Below are 14,906 nucleotides of genomic sequence, written 5' to 3'. Positions count from 1 at the left end.
TTTGAAGGGAGTAACACCATGGGTCAACTGATTGCAGGCACCTGCTACGTCAAGGTCGACGGCGCACAACTGACGATCAATGGCGGCTGCGAAGCCCCGCTGATGGCAGTCAAACGTGAAACCGTCGTGCCCGGTTTCTACAAGGAAACCGACATCGCGCCGTCGTTCAAAGTGACTGCGCTGCACACCGCCGATTTTCCGCTGAAAAAGCTGATCGAAGGCACCGACATCACCGTCACCTGCGAATTCAGCAACGGCAAAGTCTACGTACTGGCCGGTGCCTACCTGGTCGAAGAACCGGTTTCCAAGGGCGATGACGCCACCATCGAACTGAAATTCGAAGGCATCAAGGGGACCTGGCAATGAGCGGCGCCGTGAAGCTTCAGGTTGCGATCGAAGCTCACGGCGAGCCCCTGACCGAACTCGTCCTGCGCCGCCCGACGGTGCAGGAAGTGCGAGCGATCAAGGCGCTGCCGTACAAGATCGACAAGAGCGAAGAAGTCAGCCTCGACATGGACGTGGCAGCCAAATACATCGCCGTCTGCGCCGGCATTCCGCCGTCGTCGGTCAACCAGCTGGATCTGGCTGACCTCAACGCGTTGAGCTGGGCCGTTGCGAGTTTTTTCATGAGTGCGGCGTCGGCGCCATCACCGACCTGATCGCCGTCGCCTATGACCTGGCCTGGTTCTGGAAGGTTGACCCCGAACAGATGATGGCCAGGCCACTGGATGTGCTCCGCGAATCGCTGGAGCACGCGCAACGGATCAATGCGATGCAGCAGGTGCAGTGATGGCAGACGAAGAGAAGAAAACCCCGAAACCGGTGCTGATCACCGGCATCGATGAACTCTCGCCCAAACTCGGCGCCCTGCGCGTGAAGGTCGAGAGCTTCAAAAACAATCTCGAACAGACTGGCCTTGGCAAACTCGACATCAGTGGTCTGTTCAAGGGCGGCAGTGTGATTACGCCGTTCGTGGAAGGGATCAAATCGGCGGCGGCGTTCCAGGGCAAATTGAACGAAGTGAGCGACACGGCGAAAACCGTCGACCTGCCCGCCGCGCCGAAAGCCGCCGCGCAGAACATGAATGTGTTCAGTGCCTCGATGGAAAAGGTCTCGGCCTCGGTCGACGCCGCGCTGGTGCCGGCCGTCGGGGCGTTGGTGGTCGGTCTGGAACCGGTGCTGACCCAGGTCGGCAGCTTGCTCGCCGACAATCCGCAACTGGTCGAAGGCCTGGCGGCGGGAGCCATCGCCTTTTCGGCGATGCAAACCGCAGTGAGCGGCGCCACGCAGGTCTTCGACGTGATGAGCATGGTGCTCAAGACCAATCCGATCATGCTGATCGCCATGGGCATTGCCGTGGCGGCCGGTTTGATCGTGGCCAACTGGACGCCGATCAGTGCGTTCTTTACCGGGATGTGGGAGGGCATCAAGCACGTCGGGGCGCGGGCGATGGCGACTTTGCGCTCGGTGCTCGACTGGCGACCGCTGGCCGCATTGGCGGCGCTGTGGGAACCGCTCGGCGGGTTCTTTGCGGGCGTCTGGGACAAGGTCAAAGCCGTCACCGCGCCGCTGACGGATTTCCTGCAATCGGTGTTTTCCTGGTCCCCGGCCGGCATGATCATCGAAAACTGGGGGCCGCTGACCGGCCTGTTCTCAGCGATCTGGGAATTGCTCAAGGCCTTGAGTGTGCCGGTGATGACGTTTCTCAGAAACCTGTTCGACTTCTCGCCGATGCAGATGATTAGCGAGGCGTGGGGTGGTGTTGTCGCGTTCTTCGAGCCGATGTTCACGACGCTGCAGTCGGCCGTACAAAGCACCCGGGATATTTTGCGCACGCTGTTCGATTTTTTCCCGATGGACATGCTCACCAGCGCCTGGGGTGGGATTGTCGGGTTTTTCGAGCCGATCTGGGTGGCGCTGCAAACGTCGGTGCAACGGGTCAGAGGATTCTTCACCAGCCTCTTCGAGTGGTCGCCGCTGGAGCAGATCGCCCAGTACTGGCAGCCAATCGGTGAGGTCTTTTCGGCGATCTGGGGTGTTGTGCTGGCGCTGTCCGCGCCGGTCACGGATTTTCTGCACGGCCTGTTCGAGTGGAAACCTCTGGATCAGATCATCGAGAGTTGGGGGCCGGTCACCGAGTGGTTCGGCGAGTTGTGGCAGAAGCTGCAAACGGTCATCGCTCCGATCAAGGAACTGTTTGACGGCGGCTTTGCCGGTCTGATCGCCAACGTCACCGGCAAGGTTGAAACGCTGACCCAGGCGCAACGCCAGACCAACGCCGAAGGCAAGGGTGAACTCGCACCGGCGTTCTTCGGCGCCAGCCCGACGCCTGCCGGCAATGGCACCTTGCAAAGCGGCTCGTTGCAGCAGGGTTCAGGCGCGCTGATTCAACAAAGCGCAATCAACAACCGCACGCAACTCGAAGGCGGCCTGACCGTGCGCTTCGAAAATGCACCGGCGGGGTTGCGCACCGAACAACCGCAAATCAATCAACCGGGCCTGGCCGTGGCGTCGCGCATCGGCTATCGCTCGCTGTCGATGGGAGGTTCTCAATGAACTGGCGTGACCGTTTGTTGCCGGCATCCTTTCGCGGTGTCGGCTTCTGGATCGACCAGGCGAAAACCCCGGTCGGTCGCAAGGGGCAATTGCACGAATACCCGCAACGTGACCTGCCGTACTTCGAAGACCTCGGCCAACAGGCGAAAATTCACGACATCACCGCCTTCATCGTCGGCGCCGATTGCCTGGAGCAGCGCGACAAGCTGCTCAAGGCTTTAGAGGCGGGCAGTGGCGAGCTGGTACATCCGTGGCTCGGGCGCTTGCAGGTCAAGGTCGGTGAATGCGACATGACCCACACCCGTCAGGACGGCGGGCTGGTGACCTTTGCGCTGAAGTTCTATCCCGACAAACCGCTGCCGTTTCCTACCGCGACCGTCAGTACCCAGAAAGTGCTATTGGCCAAGGCTGACACGCTGCTCGGGTCGGCGGTGGCACGATTTGAACAGGCGATGACGCTGATCAAGGCTGCGCGGATCGGCATCGCCAATCTTCGCAACAGCCTGACCGGGGTTTATGAGGTGATCAAGGAACAGCTCAAACCGCTGATCGAGCAGTACCGGCAGATCACCGAACTGGTCAAGGCCGTGAAGGAGTTGCCCAAGGAAGTGGCGGCAGAGTTCAAAGGCTTGCTTGGCGATATCAAGGAGCTGAAGGCGTTCGCGAAGGAGGGCTACCGTGGCGTGATTGCCGACGTGTCGCAACAACTCGAAGCGATTCGCAAGGCCGATGCGCCGAAGATCACCACCGGCAAGGACACCAACGCAGCGGCGCAAGCCATGGCCGATCTGGTGCAGGACACGTTGTTGGTCAAAGTGGCGCAATGGGTGGCGTCGATGCCGGTTGCGAGCCCTGCGGTAAAACTCCTTTCGACCCCTTCGGTGGCGCATCAGGCGGATCAACCGGTGACCCGTCAGGAAGTGCCGGTGACCGAGGAAATGAAGGCGCTGCAGAAGGCCGTCGGAGCGGCGATTGACCCGATGCTCGACAAGGCCGATCCCAAACACCACCAGGCCATCAATGACGTGAAGGAAGCGCTGCTTGCGCATCTCAAGGCCGTGGCGTCTTCGGGGGTGCGACAGGTCAGCAAATCGTTTCAGGAAAGCTTGCCTGCACTGGTGGTGGCCTACCGGCAATTTGCCGATGCCACGCGGGTGACTGAAGTGACACAGAGCAACGCGATGAACCATCCGGGCTTTGCCCCCAACGACGTCAAAGTCTCCAGGGAGTGAGCCATGAGCGAGATGGACAACCCTGTCACGCTGACCGTCAACAACTTGGAGTACGGTGGTTGGAAAAGCGTGGAAATCAGTGCTGATCTGGAGCGCCAGTTCCGCACCTTCAAACTCGACATCACTTGGCAGTGGCCGGGGCAGACGGTGGATCAGCGGATCAAACCGGGTGACCCGTGCGAAGTGAAAATCGGCCAGGATCTGGTGCTCACCGGCTACGTGTTCAAGGCGCCGATCCGCTACGACGGCCGGCAGATCAGCCTGACCATCGAAGGCAGTTCCAGGACTCAGGATCTGGTCGATTGTGCCGCCCGTAACCTGCCCAGCCAATGGCAGCAGCAGCCATTGCTGAACATCGTTCAGGATCTGGCCAGGGAATATGGGTTGTCGGTGGTTAATGAAATCAGTGAAACCACACGCTTGACCAAACACACCATCGTGCCCGGTGAAACGGCATTTCAGTCGATCGATCGGCTGCTCTCGCTGCTGCGGGTGTTTTCCACCGACAACGAACTGGGCCAACTGGTGCTGGCCAAACCCGGCAGTGGCGGACGGGCCAGTGATGTGCTCGAGCTGGGCAAAAACATTTTGTCTGCCAATGCGCCGATGGATTACAGCCAGGTGTTCTCCGAATACCGTGTGATCGGCCAGCAAAAAGGCTCGGACAAGCAGAGCGGCGCGGCGGTCAGCGAAGTCGAATCGACGGCCGCCGACCTGACCTTCAAGCGCCGGCGCACCACGATAATCAATGAAGGCACGCAACTGACCTTTGAGTTGGCGCAGCAGCGTGCCCAATGGGAAAGCGCCACCCGCATGGGCCGGGCGCAAACCACCACTTATCAGGTGCAGGGCTGGCGGCAGGCCAACGGCGATCTGTGGCGGCACAACACGTTGGTGCGGGTGAAAGATCCGGTACTGGGGTTCGACGGCGACATGCTGATTTCCAAAGTCACCTATTCGCTGTCGACGCAGGGCTCGGTGACCACACTGCAGGTGGCACCGCCGCATACCTTCGATGCTGATCCAACGCCAGCGAAAAAACCCCAGACCTGACACCGATCCTTGTAGGAGTGAGCCTGCTCGCGATAGCGGTACACCTGACAAACAAGTGTCGACTGTCATACCGCGATCGCGAGCAGGCTCACTCCTACAGTGGATCGCGTCATTCCCACATTTTGAGAAAACCCCATGAGCCTACTGACACGCCTGCTGGCGCGCGGCACTGTCGTGCTCGCCAATTCGGCCTCCAAGCTGCAATCGCTGCAAATGCGCCTCACCGCCGGCGAAGTGAACGACGACCTCGAGCACTTCGAGCCCTACGGTTTTACCAGCCATCCACTGGCCGGCGCCGAAGGTGTCGTCACTTTCATTGGCGGTGACCGTTCCCATGCGATCGCCCTGGTCATCGCCGACCGCCGCTATCGCCTGCAATCGCTGGCCGCCGGTGAAGTGGCGATCTACACCGACGAGGGCGACCGGATTCATTTCAAGCGCGGGCGGATCATCGACATTCAAACCGCCACGCTGAACATCCGCGCCAGCAGCGCGGTGAACTTCGATACGCCGGTGATCAACCAGACCGGCAAGATCGTTTCCTCCGGCGACCAGCTCGCCGGCGGCATCAGCCAGATCAACCATGTGCACGTCGGCGTCCAGGCCGGCAACGGTCAGACCGGCGTGCCGGCAGGAGGCAAGTGATGCTGATCAGCCCGAACCTGCACGCCGCGCTGACCCGCGCCGTGCTGATCAGTCTGTTCACCTGGCGCCGCGCCGCCGATGACGACGCCCTCGATGACGACGAGCGCTTCGGCTGGTGGGGCGACAGTTTTCCCACCGTCGCTGACGATCGCATCGGTTCACGGCTGTGGCTGCTGCGCCGGGTCAAGCTGACCCGACAGACCCAGATGGACGCCGAGTTCTACGCCCGCGAGGCGTTGCAATGGCTGATCGACGACGGTCATTGCAGCGCCATCGACATCCTCAGTGAACGCCTCGACGCCCAGCGGCTGAATCTGCGCACGGTCCTGACCCTGGCCGATGGCGAACGTCTGGACATCAACCCCGATAACAGTTGGCAGGTGATCTATGCCGTTTGAAACCCCTTCGCTGCCGGTGCTGATCAAGCGCACCCAAAGCGACCTGGCCGGCGATTCGCTGCGCCAGTCCGATGCGCAAGTGCTGGCCCGCACCCTCAGCGGCGCCGCTTATGGCCTGTACGGTTATCTCGACTGGATCGCCGAACAGATCCTGCCGGACACCGCCGATGAGTCGACCCTGGAACGCATCGCCGCACTGCGTTTGAACCAGCCGCGCAAACCCGCGCAGGTCGCCAGCGGCAGCGTCAGTTTCAGCGCCACGGCCGGCGCGCTGCTGGACGTCGACACGCTGCTGCAAGCGAGCGATGGCCGCACCTACAAAGTCACCAGTGCACGCATTGCAATCAATGGCAGCAACACGACGACGATTGCAGCGCTGGAGGCCGGCAGCCTTGGCAATGCCGACGCCGGGCTGGCGCTGACGCCGGTGCAGCCGATTGCCGGCGTGGTCGGCAACAGCTTCGTCGTCCTGGCGCCGGGCCTCAGCGGCGGCGTCGCGCGGGAAACTCTCGAATCGCTGCGCTCGCGGGTGATCCGCTCGTACCGGATCATTCCCCACGGCGGCTCGGCCGACGATTACGAAACCTGGGCGCTGGAAGTGCCCGGCGTGACCCGGGCCTGGTGCCGCGGCGGCTTTCTCGGCCCCGGCACCGTCGGTGTGTACATCATGCGTGACGACGATCCACAACCGGTGCCCAACGCCGAGCAACTGGCGCAGGTGCAGGCGTACATCGAACCGTTGCGCCCAGTGACCGCCGAAGTGCATGTGCGTGCGCCGATTCAGGTGCCGGTGACCTATCGCCTGAAACTCACCCCGGACACCAGTGCTGTGCGCGCGGCGGTCGAAACCCAGTTGCGCGATCTGCACAACCGCGAGGCCGACCTCGGCGAGGATCTGCTGATCAGCCATATTCGCGAAGCTATCAGCAGCGCTGCCGGTGAAACTGATCACGTGCTCAGCGCCCCGGTTGCCAACGTCACCGCCAAGGACAGCGAACTGCTGACGTTTGGAGGCTGCGTATGGGGGGCATAAGAACCGCCGCGCAATATCAGGCGCAACTGCGCGCCTTGCTGCCCAGCGGCCCGGCGTGGGACCCGGAACGTGTGCCGGAGCTCGAAGAAGTGCTGCAAGGCGTTGCCGTCGAACTGGCGCGCCTCGACGCGCGCGCCGCTGACCTGCTCAACGAGATGGACCCGGCCGGCGTCAGCGAACTGGTGTCGGACTGGGAGCAGGTGATGAACCTGCCCGACCCGTGCCTGGGCGCCACGCCGCTGTTCGACGACCGCCGCCTCGCCGTGCGCCGCCGCTTGCTCGCGGTCGGCAGCCAGGCCGTCGGTTATTACCTCGACATCGCCAAAAGCCAGGGCTACCCCAACGCCACCATCACCGAGCACGAAGCCCCGCGCATGGGCCGCGCCCGTTTCGGCTCGGCGCATTGGGGCACCTGGGAAGCGCAATTCATGTGGACGCTCAACACCGGCGGCCGCCTGCTGCTCGGCCGGCGTTACGGCGCGAGCTACTGGGGCGAGCGCTTCGGCGTCAACCCGGGCTCGGCGCTGGAATGCCTGATCCACCGCAGCGCACCGGCGCATACCAAGGTGCACATCAATTATGACTAGGGAGGGATGAGGGATGGATTATCCGAACAGTGTGCCCAGTGCCGGTCTGGTGAATGGCAAGTTTGTCGATGAAAACCCGTTGACCGGGACGCCGGGGTCGTTGATTCCGGCGGATTGGGGTAACGGGGTCACGCTGGAAATTCTCAACGTGATCAATGCCGCCGGGATTACGCCGGACGAGAAGAAATACGATCAGTTGTTGCAGGCGATTCAGAGCGTTGCGGCCAAGGGCTGGAATCAGGATCTGGCGTTGCCGTTGGTGGCATTACCGCTGCCGACGGTGGCCAGTGCCGATGGCCGACTGGTTGTCAGCCCGGCTGCTGCGTCTACCAGCGGTGGCAGGGTTTCGATTGCCGCAGGAACATTTATCAGCCTGGGTCAGGAAGTCGTCAGCGGCCAGTTGGGGCGTTCGCGTACGTTCGTGACGTCCGCCTGGAGCAGCGCCGATCTGTTGCCCAACAGCCATTATTTTTTACGTGCACAAGCCGTGGGGGGGGCGCTGACTTTTTACGTGCAGCGCGGCAACATCCATGACGGTGTCCCGGAGTCGTTGAAAGGTACGGCAAACGCCGCAGCGGGGGGCGGGTTTCAGTCAACGGCACTGGACATGTGCCTGGCCTGGGTCATCACCGGGGCGCCCGGCTCCGTGCCGACGGTGCGCACGATCTACAACCGTGCACGTCTGACCTGGACGCAAACCGTCAACGGCACTGGCGCAATTTTTCTGCCGCTGGACCCTCATGCGCGTTCGGCACGTCTGGTGGCGGGCAACCCGACACCATCCTCGACGGCAGTGACGACGGTGGCTTTCCCATCAACCGGATGGGCCGGGGGCAATTACAGCTATCTGTCACCAGTCAGCACTGGCGTCTCGAATAACGCCCTTGGCTGGAACCCGGCGACCGTCTCCCCTTGCGTGTTGTTCAGCAATAACACCGTTAATGACGTAACGGTTTCCACGCTGGTCGCCAGTTTTGACCATGCCAATCTGCGCTCGCTCTGGCAGTGCTATCAGGCTGAGCACAACCTTGGACAATCGAACGCCGACAGTGACGAACTGCTGCTGAGCATGGGCATCAAGAGCCACCCAATCACCGATTACAGCGTAGGTATCGCAATCAACTTCGGCGACGCCGTGAACGTGCAACTGTCGTGGGAGCTTTTCCGATGATCGTTATTCAAGAGCTTCACCAGTTCGACGGCGAGATGCGTATTCCGCAACCTTCGACGGCCCATGACTGGGACGGCGAGAAGTGGGTATTGAACGCTGACAAACAGGCCGTGCTGGACGCGCAAGAAGTCGAGCAGCTTTGCGCGAAGGTCGACGCCGCTGCTGACAGCGCCCGCGCCACACTGGCCGGCGACCCGCTCAAGGCGATGGAATACGCCCAGGCCGCCGCCGACGCGCAGGCTTATCAGGACGCCGGTTACCCGAAGAAGGAAGTCCCGTTGTCGGTCGCAGCCTGGGTCGTCAAGGGCCGCACCGCGAAACAGGCAGCCGAGCAGATTCTCGCCAAGGCCGATCAACTCACCGACCACTTGTTGGGCCTGCGCACTTTGCGCCTGAAGGCCAAGGCGCAGATCCGTGCACAGGCGGGCAAGGGCAAGGTCGATCTGGCGCGTAGTGCTGCCGATGATGCATTGGCGGCGATTCGTGACCTCGTCAGCGCTATTTCCAGCTAGGCCCATGACTCGTCGTCACCCGAGCCCACTTCAACGTGGGCTTTTTTTTATTTCGCACACAGACCGCGATGGCGACCGGCCCGACGCGGTTCATGTGTCATTTACCAGAGAAGCAATAACCCATGGACTATCCCAAAAGTGTGCCCAGTGTCGGGTTGGTCAATGGCCAATTCGTTGATGAAGACGTAGTTGCCGCAACACCCGGCTCGCTGATCCCGGCGGCGTGGGGTAATGGTGTGACGCAGGAGATTCTCAACGTCGTCCAGGCGGCGGGAATGACACCCAGCGAGGCATCCAATAATCAATTGTTGGCCGCGTTGCGCAGCGCGTCGCTGTTCACCACCGCTGCGCAGTTTGACAGTGGTCGGTCGGTGGCAACCACCGAATTCGTGCAGCGAGCACTGGGCAGCTACGCCAGCTCGCGGGGCATTGCGGGTGCTGCGCAATTGACGGTGGCCGATGTCGGCTGCTCGATCGGACTGGGCGGCAATGCCGCCTACACCGTGACGCTACCGGATGCTGCTGCGGTGCCGAGTGGCGCCACCATCAGCTTGCATTGCCGCAACAGTGCGGCGGTAACGGTGGCCAGTAAAACAGGCACGCAGATCAGCCCTCAGGGGGCGTATCTGGCGTCGATTGTGATGAACAGTGGTGAGAGCGCGAACTTTGTCAGAGAGTCGGGGGTGTGGGTGATGTATGGCACCGCCGGCATCAAGTATTCAGCTGCCTTCGGTGCCCAGATGAATTCGCCGGGTTATCAAAGACTGCCCAGCGGTTTGATTATGCAGTGGGTGGTTGGGGGCTCCGACGCCAATGGCAACATGACGCTATCGCTGCCTGTCAGGTTTCCTTCGTCCATTTTGGGTGGCATCGCCAATGAGGCCAATCCGGCTGGCTGGAGTGCCAGCAATGCGACCGTTTGGGCATTGGACGTTGGGGCCTCGACAACATCGGTAGTGGTCGCGCGCGTGAGGAATATTGATGCGACCGGAATAAAACCGTCGCCGGGTATTTCAGGTCGCGTGTTGGTCTGGGGATATTGAAATATGACTATTTATTTTTATGCCAAAACCCTCGGTTTCGACCGGGTCGAAGGTTCGCTGACCGAAGTGCCCGAGGGCGCGGTAGAAATCACCCAAGCGCAATACGCTGAGCTGTTTGCCGGACAGGCAGCCGGTAAAAGCATCAGCGCGAGCGCCACTGGCCAGCCTGTGCTGATCGATCCGCTTATCCCTCCGATCGCCCTCGCCAACCGGGAGCGCGCCTGGCGCAACCAAGTGCTTCAGAGCACCCAATGGCTGGTTTTGCGTGATGCTGAAGAACTGGAAACCGGCGAGGGCACGACCCTTCGCGCCGAAGAGTTCAAGCAACTGCTTGCCTATCGCCAGGCGCTGCGGGACTGGCCCGATCAGCCTGAATTTCCGGATGTGCATTCGCGCCCGGTTGAACCTGATTGGCTCGGCGCTCTGACTTTATAAGGAATCAATCGTGGATTATCCAAAAAGCGTTCCCAGCGTAGGGCTGGTGAACGGAAAGTTCGTCAATGAAGATGCCGTTGCAGGCATGCCAGGCTCGCTGATCCCGGCGGCTTGGGGCAACAGCGTTACCGATGAGTTGTTGAATGTCATCAAATCCGCCGGGCTGGAACCGAGCGAAACCGACGCGAGCCAACTGCTGCAAGCTGTGAAAAAGCTCAGTCAGGCTGGTGAGGACAAACACGCCGCAGACATCGGCGTGGCCAACCTCTACATGGCCAATTATGTGCCAGTGGTCAGCGTCTTGAAGGATGGCTTGGCACTGCGCTTCACCGCAGCCAATGCCAACACCGGAGCGAGCACGTTTGCCCCGAATGGGTTGCTGCCCAAACCGTTGGTCAGCCTTGCACTGAGTGCGTTGCGCCCGGCCGAAATTGTTGGCGGCAGTGTGTGTTCGGTGGTGTACAGCGCTGCGCTGGACAGTTGGGTGTTGGTCTATGCAAGCGGCGGCGATGGTCTGACCGGGCGGTTGTTGGGTGTGAAGACGTTTACTGCGTCCGGGACTTACGTGCCGACGATGGGCATGAAAAACGTGCTGGTGAAAGTTGTCGGCGGTGGCGGAGGGAGTGCAGGAATTGTTGCCACCGCCGCTTCCCAATATTCGGCCGCCGGCGGAGGAGCTTCCGGCAGTTATGCAGAGGCTTGGCTTCCAGCCTCGACGGTTGGAGCCAGTCAGGTAGTAACGGTCGGTGGCGGTGGCACCGGCGGCTTGATCGCAAATGACGCCGGAGCCGGCGGAACCAGCTCTCTGGGCGCGCTCGTTTCAGCACCCGGCGGCGCAGGTTCGACATCGCTCGGCTACACCAACTTCCCCGGTACCGGCCTGTATGTCGGGGGGTATCCCGGTCAGTCAGCGAAGGGGGGGAATATCGTCAGCATGACCGGGGCTGCCGGTTCGTCAGGCATATCCATGAACGCGTCGACTTTGGCCGGGCACGGTGCCAACTCTCCCTTGGGCAGTGGTGGAGTTGCCAGCAGCGCGCAGGGTGCCATTGCGGCAGCTGGTTCTGGGTTTGGTTCCGGAGCCGGCGGCATCGCCAATGCCCCCAGTCAGTCTGGCCGGCCGGGCGCTTCAGGAGCCCCGGGCGCGGTAATTATCTACGAGTACGCCTGATGAAAACCTACGCACGCATCGTCAACTCCACTGTGGTCGAGTTGTTCTCCACCGACGGCAATATGGCCGAGATGTTTCACCCGGACCTGCTCTGGGTCGATATCAGCGAAGTCATGCCGGCACCGCAAATCGACTGGACAGCTCACTTCGGCACCCTTGGCTGGGTGTTTGCCTCACCCGAACAACTTGCGCCGGTCAGCACCCTGAAAACTCTGGCAAATAAATGGCTGGCACGCAGCAACCGCCAGCCGTGATTCAATCAGGATCAATCCAGGGAGGATCAAGCATTATGCAAATAACCGAAAACAACCTTATCGACATCATGCCCAACGCCCGCTCCCAAGCGGGCGTTTTTGTTTCTGCACTCAACAACGCCATGGCGCGTCGTCGCATCGACACGCCCAAGCGCATTGCTGCGTTTCTTGCGCAGATCGGCCATGAGTCGGGGCAACTGCTCTATGTGCGCGAACTGGGCAACAACCAATACCTCAGCAAATACGACACCGGCACGTTGGCGCTGCGTCTGGGTAATACCCCCGAAGCCGACGGTGACGGGCAGAAGTATCGCGGTCGCGGCCTGATCCAGATCACCGGCCGTAGCAACTATCGCCAGTGCAGCCTCGGCCTGTTCGGCGATGAACGTCTGTTGTCCTTGCCCGAGCTGCTTGAACAGCCACAGTGGGCGGCCGAGTCTGCAGCATGGTTCTGGGAGCAGAAGGGCCTGAATGAACTGGCTGATCGTGATCAGTTCAACACCATCACCCGACGCATCAACGGCGGGTTGAACGGTTTGCAGGATCGCCTGGGTATCTGGGCGCGGGCGAGGGCGGTGTTATGCCAATCCCCTGGCGAGTGATTGGCATTGTATGGCTGGCCGCCGGTGCTTTTGCGGCTGCCTGGCAATTTCAGGACTGGCGTTACGGCCGGCAACTGGCCGAGCAGTCACGGTTAAACGCTGAGGCCTTCAATCAACAGAACCTCGCCGCTGCCACCGCGCAACAGGCCGAGCAGGATAAACGCCTGGCGCTGGAGCAGCGCCTCGCGACCAGTGAACAAACCCATTTTCGAGCGCTGAGCGATGCCCAACGTGATCAGGATCGCCTGCGCGATCGTCTTGCCACTGCTGATGTGCGCCTGTCAGTCCTTCTCGACGCCGGCGACGTTGCCCCAGGCTGCAACCTGCCAGCCACCACCAGCGCCGGCAGCATGGATCATGCAACCGTACGCGCCCGACTTGACCCGGCGCATGCTCAACGAATTGTCGCCATCACCGACACCGGCGACCGTGGATTGATTGCCTTGCAGGCCTGTCAGGCCTATGTCAGAGCGCTGGCGCCTGCACATTTTGAATGATTCTGTGTATTGAAAGAGCAACCGGCTCGTGTACGGTGGTACGCATTCCACACGATCCGGAGTGCGCCGTGAAAGAGATCACCCAACTGGCCGCCGAACTTGGCCGACGTCTGCAAGTGCTCAACGCTCATGTGACGACTGCCGAGTCCTGTACCGGCGGCGGTATCGCCGAAGCAATCACCCGGGTTCCGGGGAGTTCGGCGTGGTTCGAGGCCGGTTACGTGACTTATTCAAACCGGCAGAAGACCCAGCAACTGGATGTGCCGGCCGAGCTGTTCGAGACGGTGGGGGCGGTCAGTCGCGAGGTGGTCGAGGCGATGGCGCGTGGCGCACAGGACAGAAGCCTGGCGCGTTTTGCCGTGGCGGTCAGCGGTGTGGCCGGACCGGACGGCGGCTCGCCGAACAAGCCGGTCGGCACGGTGTGGCTGGCATGGGCAGTGGGTGATGCGCTTTCCAGCGAGGTTCAGCACTTTCCCGGCAACCGCGACGAGGTCCGCCGACAAACGGTGAAGGCCGCGCTAGAGGGGCTGTTGCGACTAGCGGCACGAGAAATCGAAAATCAGGGGTAGGCGATCTTCGAACGCTGTGGAATAATACTGGCTACTTATACAGGTGTTGGCCGTCAGGCCTTATTGATTACGTGAGGACTTTAATGGACGACAACAAGAAGAAAGCCTTGGCTGCGGCCCTGGGTCAGATCGAACGTCAATTCGGCAAGGGTGCCGTAATGCGTATGGGCGATCAGGACCGTCAGGCGATCCCGGCCATCTCCACTGGCTCTCTGGGTCTGGACATTGCACTCGGCATCGGCGGCCTGCCAAAAGGTCGTATCGTTGAAATCTACGGTCCTGAATCTTCCGGTAAAACCACGCTGACGCTGTCGGTGATCGCCCAGGCGCAAAAAGCCGGCGCGACCTGCGCATTCGTCGACGCCGAACACGCCCTCGATCCAGAGTACGCTGGCAAACTGGGCGTCAACGTTGATGACCTGCTGGTCTCCCAGCCGGACACCGGCGAGCAGGCACTGGAAATCACCGACATGCTGGTGCGCTCCAACGCCGTTGACGTGATCATCGTCGACTCCGTGGCTGCACTGGTGCCGAAGGCTGAAATCGAAGGCGAAATGGGTGACATGCACGTGGGCCTGCAAGCCCGTCTGATGTCCCAGGCGCTGCGTAAAATCACCGGTAACATCAAGAACGCCAACTGCCTGGTGATCTTCATCAACCAGATCCGCATGAAGATCGGCGTGATGTTCGGTAGCCCGGAAACCACCACCGGTGGTAACGCGCTGAAGTTCTACGCCTCGGTTCGTCTCGATATCCGCCGTACTGGCGCGGTGAAGGAAGGCGACGAAGTGGTCGGCAGCGAAACCCGCGTCAAGGTTGTCAAGAACAAGGTCGCTTCGCCGTTCCGTCAGGCTGAATTCCAGATTCTTTACGGCAAGGGCATCTACCTCAACGGCGAGATGATCGACCTGGGCGTACTGCACGGCTTCGTCGAAAAATCCGGCGCCTGGTATGCCTACGAAGGCACCAAGATCGGTCAGGGCAAGGCCAACTCGGCCAAGTTCCTGGCGGACAACCCGGAAATCGCCGCGAAGCTCGAGAAACAACTGCGTGACAAGCTGCTGTCGCCTGCAGTGATTGCCGACTCCAAGGCTTCTGCTGTCAAGGAAACCGAAGACGATCTGGCTGACGCTGATATCTGATAGCAG

General features: G+C 61.2%; 19 protein-coding genes. All 19 read left to right on the top strand.

The window, feature by feature from the left end:
• The first annotated feature begins 18 nt into the window (after window positions 1-18).
• The 19 genes from J3P75_RS21890 to recA all read left to right on the top strand — a co-directional run bounded on the left by J3P75_RS21890 (window position 19) and on the right by recA (window position 14,900).
• Window positions 19-366 (top strand): phage tail tube protein, encoded by a 348-nt coding sequence (locus J3P75_RS21890; protein WP_007908779.1) that lies wholly within the window; start codon window positions 19-21, stop codon window positions 364-366.
• On the top strand, window positions 363-659 hold the full coding sequence (locus J3P75_RS21885; protein WP_007908778.1) for a phage tail assembly protein: 297 nt from the start codon (window positions 363-365) through the stop codon (window positions 657-659). The genes J3P75_RS21890 and J3P75_RS21885 overlap by 4 nt, the downstream gene beginning before the upstream one ends.
• A gap of 130 nt (window positions 660-789) precedes the next feature.
• Window positions 790-2,556: a phage tail protein gene (locus J3P75_RS21880; RefSeq protein ID WP_434708157.1), complete on the top strand. Its 1,767-nt coding sequence runs from the start codon at window positions 790-792 to the stop codon at window positions 2,554-2,556.
• The gene (locus J3P75_RS21875) at window positions 2,553-3,788 is read left to right on the top strand and encodes a DNA circularization protein (protein ID WP_434708156.1); all 1,236 of its coding nucleotides are present in this window, start codon (window positions 2,553-2,555) and stop codon (window positions 3,786-3,788) included. The genes J3P75_RS21880 and J3P75_RS21875 overlap by 4 nt, the downstream gene beginning before the upstream one ends.
• Before the next feature lie 3 nt (window positions 3,789-3,791).
• Window positions 3,792-4,841, top strand: coding sequence for a phage baseplate assembly protein (locus J3P75_RS21870; protein WP_434708155.1), 1,050 nt, complete (start codon window positions 3,792-3,794; stop codon window positions 4,839-4,841).
• A gap of 135 nt (window positions 4,842-4,976) precedes the next feature.
• Entirely contained in the window at window positions 4,977-5,486 is a 510-nt protein-coding gene (locus tag J3P75_RS21865) for a phage baseplate assembly protein V (protein WP_208938503.1), read from the top strand.
• On the top strand, window positions 5,486-5,884 hold the full coding sequence (locus tag J3P75_RS21860) for a phage GP46 family protein (RefSeq protein ID WP_258450288.1): 399 nt from the start codon (window positions 5,486-5,488) through the stop codon (window positions 5,882-5,884). Before J3P75_RS21865 ends, J3P75_RS21860 begins: the two co-directional genes overlap by 1 nt.
• Complete coding sequence (locus tag J3P75_RS21855) at window positions 5,874-6,917, top strand: baseplate J/gp47 family protein (protein WP_434708154.1); 1,044 nt, start codon at window positions 5,874-5,876, stop codon at window positions 6,915-6,917. The genes J3P75_RS21860 and J3P75_RS21855 overlap by 11 nt, the downstream gene beginning before the upstream one ends.
• Window positions 6,905-7,504, top strand: coding sequence for a YmfQ family protein (locus J3P75_RS21850; protein ID WP_434708153.1), 600 nt, complete (start codon window positions 6,905-6,907; stop codon window positions 7,502-7,504). The genes J3P75_RS21855 and J3P75_RS21850 overlap by 13 nt, the downstream gene beginning before the upstream one ends.
• Window positions 7,505-7,517: 13 nt before the next feature.
• Window positions 7,518-8,675, top strand: coding sequence for a phage tail protein (locus J3P75_RS21845; protein ID WP_434708152.1), 1,158 nt, complete (start codon window positions 7,518-7,520; stop codon window positions 8,673-8,675).
• A complete protein-coding gene (locus J3P75_RS21840) occupies window positions 8,672-9,187 on the top strand; it encodes a phage tail protein (protein ID WP_434708151.1) in 516 nt (171 codons plus the stop codon). Before J3P75_RS21845 ends, J3P75_RS21840 begins: the two co-directional genes overlap by 4 nt.
• Before the next feature lie 122 nt (window positions 9,188-9,309).
• Entirely contained in the window at window positions 9,310-10,230 is a 921-nt protein-coding gene (locus tag J3P75_RS21835; RefSeq protein ID WP_434708150.1) for a gp53-like domain-containing protein, read from the top strand.
• Window positions 10,231-10,233: 3 nt separating this feature from the next.
• Window positions 10,234-10,665, top strand: coding sequence for a phage tail assembly chaperone (locus tag J3P75_RS21830; protein ID WP_434708149.1), 432 nt, complete (start codon window positions 10,234-10,236; stop codon window positions 10,663-10,665).
• A gap of 10 nt (window positions 10,666-10,675) precedes the next feature.
• Window positions 10,676-11,836 (top strand): hypothetical protein, encoded by a 1,161-nt coding sequence (locus tag J3P75_RS21825; protein ID WP_434708148.1) that lies wholly within the window; start codon window positions 10,676-10,678, stop codon window positions 11,834-11,836.
• Window positions 11,836-12,090 carry a hypothetical protein gene (locus J3P75_RS21820; protein ID WP_434708147.1) on the top strand — a complete coding sequence of 85 codons (255 nt, stop codon included), beginning with the start codon at window positions 11,836-11,838 and terminating at the stop codon, window positions 12,088-12,090. Before J3P75_RS21825 ends, J3P75_RS21820 begins: the two co-directional genes overlap by 1 nt.
• A gap of 35 nt (window positions 12,091-12,125) precedes the next feature.
• A complete protein-coding gene (locus tag J3P75_RS21815) occupies window positions 12,126-12,692 on the top strand; it encodes a glycoside hydrolase family 19 protein (protein WP_434708146.1) in 567 nt (188 codons plus the stop codon).
• Complete coding sequence (locus tag J3P75_RS21810) at window positions 12,671-13,189, top strand: lysis system i-spanin subunit Rz (RefSeq protein ID WP_434708145.1); 519 nt, start codon at window positions 12,671-12,673, stop codon at window positions 13,187-13,189. Before J3P75_RS21815 ends, J3P75_RS21810 begins: the two co-directional genes overlap by 22 nt.
• 68 nt (window positions 13,190-13,257) lie before the next feature.
• Window positions 13,258-13,758, top strand: coding sequence for a CinA family protein (locus J3P75_RS21805; RefSeq protein ID WP_434708144.1), 501 nt, complete (start codon window positions 13,258-13,260; stop codon window positions 13,756-13,758).
• 83 nt (window positions 13,759-13,841) lie between these two features.
• On the top strand, window positions 13,842-14,900 hold the full coding sequence (gene recA, locus J3P75_RS21800; protein ID WP_090282065.1) for a recombinase RecA: 1,059 nt from the start codon (window positions 13,842-13,844) through the stop codon (window positions 14,898-14,900).
• Window positions 14,901-14,906 lie beyond the last annotated feature (6 nt).

Origin of the sequence: Pseudomonas sp. R1-1 (assembly GCF_051132135.1) — a bacterium.
GTDB lineage: Bacteria > Pseudomonadota > Gammaproteobacteria > Pseudomonadales > Pseudomonadaceae > Aquipseudomonas.
Note: the sequence above shows the minus strand (reverse complement) of the source record. Positions and strands in the feature narration are given on the sequence as shown.

What these genes read in the sequence shown, in the direction of transcription:
- J3P75_RS21820 (WP_434708147.1), top strand. Translation starts at nt 11,836, where the DNA reads ATGAAAACCTACGCACGCATCGTCAACTCCACTGTGGTCGAGTTGTTC.
- J3P75_RS21815 (WP_434708146.1), top strand. Translation starts at nt 12,126, where the DNA reads ATGCAAATAACCGAAAACAACCTTATCGACATCATGCCCAACGCCCGC.
- J3P75_RS21810 (WP_434708145.1), top strand. Translation starts at nt 12,671, where the DNA reads ATGCCAATCCCCTGGCGAGTGATTGGCATTGTATGGCTGGCCGCCGGT.
- J3P75_RS21835 (WP_434708150.1), top strand. Translation starts at nt 9,310, where the DNA reads ATGGACTATCCCAAAAGTGTGCCCAGTGTCGGGTTGGTCAATGGCCAA.
- J3P75_RS21840 (WP_434708151.1), top strand. Translation starts at nt 8,672, where the DNA reads ATGATCGTTATTCAAGAGCTTCACCAGTTCGACGGCGAGATGCGTATT.
- J3P75_RS21875 (WP_434708156.1), top strand. Translation starts at nt 2,553, where the DNA reads ATGAACTGGCGTGACCGTTTGTTGCCGGCATCCTTTCGCGGTGTCGGC.
- J3P75_RS21885 (WP_007908778.1), top strand. Translation starts at nt 363, where the DNA reads ATGAGCGGCGCCGTGAAGCTTCAGGTTGCGATCGAAGCTCACGGCGAG.
- J3P75_RS21855 (WP_434708154.1), top strand. Translation starts at nt 5,874, where the DNA reads ATGCCGTTTGAAACCCCTTCGCTGCCGGTGCTGATCAAGCGCACCCAA.
- J3P75_RS21870 (WP_434708155.1), top strand. Translation starts at nt 3,792, where the DNA reads ATGAGCGAGATGGACAACCCTGTCACGCTGACCGTCAACAACTTGGAG.
- recA (WP_090282065.1), top strand. Translation starts at nt 13,842, where the DNA reads ATGGACGACAACAAGAAGAAAGCCTTGGCTGCGGCCCTGGGTCAGATC.
- J3P75_RS21860 (WP_258450288.1), top strand. Translation starts at nt 5,486, where the DNA reads ATGCTGATCAGCCCGAACCTGCACGCCGCGCTGACCCGCGCCGTGCTG.
- J3P75_RS21865 (WP_208938503.1), top strand. Translation starts at nt 4,977, where the DNA reads ATGAGCCTACTGACACGCCTGCTGGCGCGCGGCACTGTCGTGCTCGCC.
- J3P75_RS21890 (WP_007908779.1), top strand. Translation starts at nt 19, where the DNA reads ATGGGTCAACTGATTGCAGGCACCTGCTACGTCAAGGTCGACGGCGCA.
- J3P75_RS21845 (WP_434708152.1), top strand. Translation starts at nt 7,518, where the DNA reads ATGGATTATCCGAACAGTGTGCCCAGTGCCGGTCTGGTGAATGGCAAG.
- J3P75_RS21830 (WP_434708149.1), top strand. Translation starts at nt 10,234, where the DNA reads ATGACTATTTATTTTTATGCCAAAACCCTCGGTTTCGACCGGGTCGAA.
- J3P75_RS21880 (WP_434708157.1), top strand. Translation starts at nt 790, where the DNA reads ATGGCAGACGAAGAGAAGAAAACCCCGAAACCGGTGCTGATCACCGGC.
- J3P75_RS21850 (WP_434708153.1), top strand. Translation starts at nt 6,905, where the DNA reads ATGGGGGGCATAAGAACCGCCGCGCAATATCAGGCGCAACTGCGCGCC.